Origin of the sequence: Chryseobacterium sp. RR2-3-20 (assembly GCF_017808115.1) — a bacterium.
Classification (GTDB): domain Bacteria; phylum Bacteroidota; class Bacteroidia; order Flavobacteriales; family Weeksellaceae; genus Chryseobacterium; species Chryseobacterium oryzae.
In genome coordinates this window covers 1-1,792 of record NZ_JADQBD010000141.1, presented here as the reverse complement: position 1 = coordinate 1,792, position 1,792 = coordinate 1, and the positions used below count along the sequence as shown (strand labels likewise).

At 30.7% G+C, this 1,792-nt stretch carries 1 protein-coding gene and 1 pseudogene; one reads left to right on the top strand and one right to left on the bottom strand.

Annotated elements, in window-relative coordinates:
* Nucleotides 1–142: 142 nt before the first annotated feature.
* Nucleotides 143–1,558 (top strand): S41 family peptidase, encoded by a 1,416-nt coding sequence (locus tag IV513_RS15900; RefSeq protein ID WP_245168969.1) that lies wholly within the window; start codon nt 143–145, stop codon nt 1,556–1,558.
* A gap of 14 nt (nt 1,559–1,572) precedes the next feature.
* Here IV513_RS15900 and IV513_RS15350 read toward each other — a convergent pair.
* Nucleotides 1,573–1,792 (bottom strand): annotated as a pseudogene (locus IV513_RS15350) (hypothetical protein); the annotation flags it as partial.

Here is a 1,792-nt window from a genome sequence, read left to right as displayed (position 1 = left end):
GGGGTTCTTTTTTGAAATTAAATGTAAAGCTAAATGTAAAATAGGTATTTAGGCTGTTTCTATTTTTAATAATTTTTATTTAGGACAGTATTGATTTATTCTTATAATACTTTTGTAATTGAAATTGTAAAAAATGTTTATTATGAAAATTTTCTTTTATTTGCTTTTATTTCTATTTACCAATTCAGCGTTTGCACAGCAACAAAATTGCAATTGTAGCCAAGCTCTTGAAAGTTTAATTGCTAAAGTAGAAAAAGAATATCCCGGCTTTGCCGAAAAAACCAAGGATACATTGATGTACAATAATCTCAAAGTAACTTTGAAAAACGAAATAGGAACTGTAAGTAATGAAAACTGTTTATCTGTTTTACAAAAATATGTTGCTTATTTTAAAGACAGGCATATTTGGCTTTTGCCAAATCAACAGCCACAAATTGCCGTTAAAGAAATCAATACTGAAAGTGAAATTTTTAAAATTGATATAAAAAAGTTCAAGAAAGATATTTTAACATCCACTGATAAATTTGAGGGCATTTGGAAAAATGATGCTTATGAAATTGGAGTAAAAAGAATAAAACCGAATGAATATGTTGGTTTTATTATTTCGGCAGACCCCAAGTATTGGAAACCTAATGAAATCAAATTTAAGTTGTTTGGTAATGGTACTTACGAATATAAAATGCAAGACCACTCTGTACAGAAAGGAACATTTACAATAGATGCACAAGGTCTTTTGTATTTTAAAGAAATACTAACAGAATTGGTTAAGCAAATACCAAATGCTACTTTGAGTGCAGAAGAAATTACTAATAAAGTGAATGAACTAAAAGGGTTTTATTGCAAGAGATTAACTAATAAGACCACTATTTTAAAATTATCAAATTTTAGTTATCCATTTGTGGTAACTATTGAAAGTTTAATAGAAAAGAACAGAAATATTTTAGAGAATAGTGAGAACTTGATTATCGATTTAAGAGGAAATGGAGGCGGAACAACTGATGCTTTTGAAAAAATATTACCCTACATACTAACAAATCCTATACGTTCCGTTGGTGCCGAATATTTATCAACCCCTACATTTATTAATGGTCTTAAAAAATACAATTCATCTTTTACAGATAAAGAAAAACATAAAGAAGAAATTGCCGACAATGAAAGAAAAATAAAATTGTTAGAAGCTAACCCAGGTAAATTTGTTAACTTCTCAAGTAATATAATTGAAACCAACACTATAACTTTAGCAGCTAAAAGCCCCAAGCAAATTGTTTTTTTAGCAGATAATAAAGTAGCAAGTTCTGGAGAAGCTCTTTTACTTATCGCCAAACAAAGCAAGAAAGTAAAAGTAATAGGTACACCAACATCAGGTGTTTTGGACTATGCCAATGCTTACTTTTTTGATGATTTTGTTTGTACAAATTATAGACTGCTTATGCCAACTTATCGTTCACTTCGCATACCCGAATATCCTATTGATAATATAGGTATTCAGCCAGATATTTATATGGACAAAACAATTGAGGATTGGGAAAAATATGCGGTTGAGTATTTAGAACATTGAGAGATGGGCAGCAGCTAACAGCAGTTTGGCAAAATGGCGGGTTTAGTGCTAAATTCAACGGCAGTTCTTCGATTGAACTTTTGTGCAAAACTGAACATTTGTACTTCGATTTCCGCCACTTCGCCAAGCTGCAAACCGTTATGTGATATGGCATCAAAAATCACGCTCCGAAATAAACTCCACGATTTTGAATGAATAAAAAAGAAACTGAATCCAGACCAAAAATGCGTGAAA